The organism is Paenibacillus plantiphilus (genome assembly GCF_927798095.1).
Classification (GTDB): domain Bacteria; phylum Bacillota; class Bacilli; order Paenibacillales; family Paenibacillaceae; genus Paenibacillus_Z; species Paenibacillus_Z plantiphilus.
Window position 1 is genome coordinate 1 of sequence record NZ_CAKMMF010000062.1, and the last position, 3,655, is coordinate 3,655.

4 protein-coding genes are annotated in these 3,655 nt (G+C 48.0%); all 4 read right to left on the reverse strand.

The features are described from left to right. A partial coding sequence (locus L6H65_RS26260) for a hypothetical protein (RefSeq protein ID WP_236347686.1) occupies positions 1–231 on the reverse strand: 231 nt, incomplete at its 3' end. Then, on the reverse strand, positions 213–1,328 hold the full coding sequence (locus tag L6H65_RS26265; RefSeq protein ID WP_236347689.1) for an ABC transporter permease: 1,116 nt from the start codon (positions 1,326–1,328) through the stop codon (positions 213–215). The genes L6H65_RS26265 and L6H65_RS26260, both read right to left, overlap by 19 nt. 2 nt (positions 1,329–1,330) lie before the next feature. Continuing rightward, a complete protein-coding gene (locus tag L6H65_RS26270; RefSeq protein ID WP_236347692.1) occupies positions 1,331–2,275 on the reverse strand; it encodes an ABC transporter ATP-binding protein in 945 nt (314 codons plus the stop codon). A 129-nt stretch (positions 2,276–2,404) separates the two neighbouring features. Continuing rightward, positions 2,405–2,647, reverse strand: a complete 243-nt coding sequence (locus L6H65_RS26275) for a hypothetical protein (protein WP_236347695.1) — start codon at positions 2,645–2,647, stop codon at positions 2,405–2,407. Positions 2,648–3,655 lie beyond the last annotated feature (1,008 nt).

Here is a 3,655-nt window from a genome sequence, read left to right on the forward strand (position 1 = left end):
GAAGTTCGTGTTCCTCAGACCGGAGATTTGCCGCCAGCTTCCTTCAGATCCCACCTCACGGTGGACACCCTTGCCTTTAGCTATGGCTACTACTGCCTTCACCATTCGGGACTTGAACCCTTGAGATAGCGCCCATGCTGGGCGCACATAAAAAGGATCTGGCGGCGTACTAGCCGACAGATCCTGGACCAATGCAGAAGCAATGCAATGCGCTATTTGGCTTCCTTCCATTTGTAGAATTTCGCCCCGATAAGAACAGTAACGACACCCCAAAGGAGCAGTACGCCAATATTAAGCCAGAATGCACCGTTGATCATTCCGAAACCGTACACCATCCCGTCACGAATGCCGTTTGCGAAATAAGTAAGAGGAAGAACATGCGCAAGCGGTTTAATATATTCAGGCAGCGCGCTGACATCGAAGAAGATTCCGCTTATAAACATCATAATAAAGCTGAATAGGTTCGCCATGCCAAAATAACTTTCCATCGACTTGCTAAACGCCGCTATCATGAAACCAATTCCAGCGAAGGATAACGTACCTACAAGGAAGATCGTCAGGAATGCGGTAATATTAATGTTCAGATGTGCGCCAAAAACCAATATGCCGATCAGTGAGAGTAGAACGATCTGAATGCCGCTGAGTATAAAGCGAACGACGATGCCGCCCAGACCAAACAACCCCATTTTGGCCGGTGTCATAATAAGCCGCTTCAGCAGACCGTTGCGCCGCATCTCCACCAGATCGATCATTCCGAACATCCCCGCTTGGGCAACAGAGAGCGCAATCAAGCCCGTCAGCAGAAAATCTGTATATTCAAGCTGCTCGCTGCCAGCTGAAATGTATGCCGTTTGCAGTTCAAGGCTTGGCCCCACCGCAATCCCCTGCATATTGCTCTGCATGACAAGGCTGTTGAGAATGCTTGAGATCGCCTGGGAGGAACTGGAGTTCTGCTTTTCTTTATTCATGATCAGCTCAAGACGGGCATTTGCCGCCGATTCCGGCAGGATCACTACCGCGTCCACATCGCGATCCTTCAACCACTGCTCCGCTTCATCACGCGGCACGGCATGCTCCGAATGGAATTGAAACACATCAATTTCCTTCAGCTCCTGCTGCAGACTCTTGGACATTGCATTGCTGCTTGGCTCCACCAGCGCAAGCTTCGCTGAGAAACTGTCTGACGAGCTGCCAAAGATCATAATGAAAACTGAAAGCAACAGCACCGGGTAGAAAATCGACCAGAACCAGACCGATTTATCCCGAAACATCATTTTGAAATGAGCGCTAAACAGCTTCTTGAACTGATTCCAATTGTTTGCAGCCATCGTCAGTCCCTCCACTCTTTCCCGGTAAACGCAATGAACACGTCTTCCAGACTCATTTCGCGAATGGAGACTTGTTCAACCTGAATACCGTGCTCGGAGGTGAAGGCAAACAGCTTATACAACGTTTCTTCCGGCTTAACGGACCAGACGATCAGATGATCGCCGTCCCGCTTCACGCGTGTTACTGCAGCATGATGCAGCGTGACAGCCTCTGCCTCGGCAGCAGGATCATCTCCGTCTGTGAAGGTCAGATGGATCTCGCGCTCGCGGGTCAATTGGCCGATCAAAGCCTTGGGCGTATCCAGCGCGACAACACGGCCCTGATCAACGATACAGACACGATCGCTTAATTTGTCCGCTTCCTCCATATAATGCGTTGTCAGTATCGTCGTCTTGCCCTGAGCTCGCAGTTTGAGCACAATATCCCAAATATTGCGGCGAGCCTGCGGATCAAGTCCAGTCGTTGGCTCATCAAGAAAAATCAAATCAGGGTCATTGATCATGGCCAAGCCAATCGCGAGCCGCTGCTTCTGTCCGCCAGACAGCACCTTGACCCTCTTGTTCCGGTGATCCGTCAAATTGATGTACGACAAAATGTCGTCAATTTTTTGCTGGCGGTCATAGAACGAGGCGAAAGTTTCCAGATTCTCCTCCACCGTAAGCAAATCGAACAGGGCGCTCGTCTGCGGCTGAACACCAATGCGCATTTTGATCGCGCTTCTGCTCCTGTCCCATTTCAACCCCAGAATTGTAATATCGCCCTCATCCGGCATCTGGAGTCCTTCAATCATCTCAAGCGTAGTCGTCTTGCCAGCTCCGTTGGTCCCAATAATTGTGAATACCTCTCCGCCCAGCACCTTGAAGCCGATGCCGTCCACGGCCTTCACAGTGCCGAACGATTTGCGCAAGCCCTGCACTTCAAGAACAACTTTCCGTTCATCCGTCATCCCTAATCCTCCACCCTATCCTGTAGTCAACACCATATTAACTAGTACTGCTATGACTATAACGAATGGGGAAAAAGATGATAACAGTCTGAAGGATGATTTGAAATATACATCTCAAGAATGAGAATATTACGCCGTATAGAGCAAATTCTCCAATAGTGTGATTAGTCTCGACTTCATCTGTTGAAGCTTAACAATCGCACGTTCCCTAAGCAAATCGCTGTCCCTCATCCATTGGGTGCGAGCCAGCAACCGGTATGTATCATCCATATGAATAATCTCTTCACGATTCATCGATGCGCGGTCGTATTGTCGTACTCTTTGGAGCAAATCTCCTGTCGTCTGCAATAGCTGATTGAAATGTTGGTTCATTCTTATCTACCTCTCCATCTATTATTCTATTTATTCATACGGCTTTAGTAGAATATGCAGCAAGATAGTTTTTCATTACCCTCATGCTTAGAATTGAAACCATCTCAGATGCGAGAATGATGGAATGACCTAAGCTTCTAGCTTCTAGCTTCTAGCTTCTAGCTTCTAGCTTCTAGCTTCTAGATCTCAGCTCCCAGCTCCAGCTCCCATTTTCATTTTCATTTTCTTTTTCATTTTCATTTTCATTTTCATTTTAGGAGGATGTCGTCGACGTCTTCGTCTTGGGAGCTTAGCACGCTGTTGAGTAAGTCCATGGGGATATTTTCAGCGGGGCGGTGCGGGACGCATCTGCCATCGCTTGCAGCTCGAATATCCGGTGCGCCTCGCGTCACCAAATTCTTCGCTATAACGCGGTTTTCCGCATAATGGAGGAAGTCGAAGAGTATTCTGCGATGCATTGGCATCTGTAAGAGGGTTTTTCAGCTTTACAGCGCACCTCGCTCCATTTTTTCGAGCTGTAAAGCGGTTTTTCCGCCTTCTGGAGATAGTCTAAGAGCATTCTGCGATACCTTGGCATCTGTAAGAGGGTTTTTCAGCTTTACAGCGCACCTCGCTCCATTTTTTCGAGCTGTAAAGCGGTTTTTCCGCCTTATGGAGATAGTCTAAGAGCATTCTGCTATGCATTGGCATCTGTAAGAGGGTTTTTCAGCTTTACAGCGCACCTCGCTCCATTTTTTCGAGCTGTAAAGCGGTTTTTCCGCCTTATGGAGATAGTCTAAGAGCATTCTGCGATACCTTGGCATCTGTAAGAGGGTTTTTCAGCTTTACAGCGCGCCTCGATCCATTTTTTCGAGCTGTAAAGCGGTTTTTCCGCCTTATGGAGGTAGTCGAAGAGCATTCTGCGATACCTTGGCATCTGTAAGAGGGTTTTTGCAATTAGAATAAAAAGTGGACACCTCGTAACGTTGGACAGATAATAATCCTAATAAAAGGTGAGGTGTTCACAAT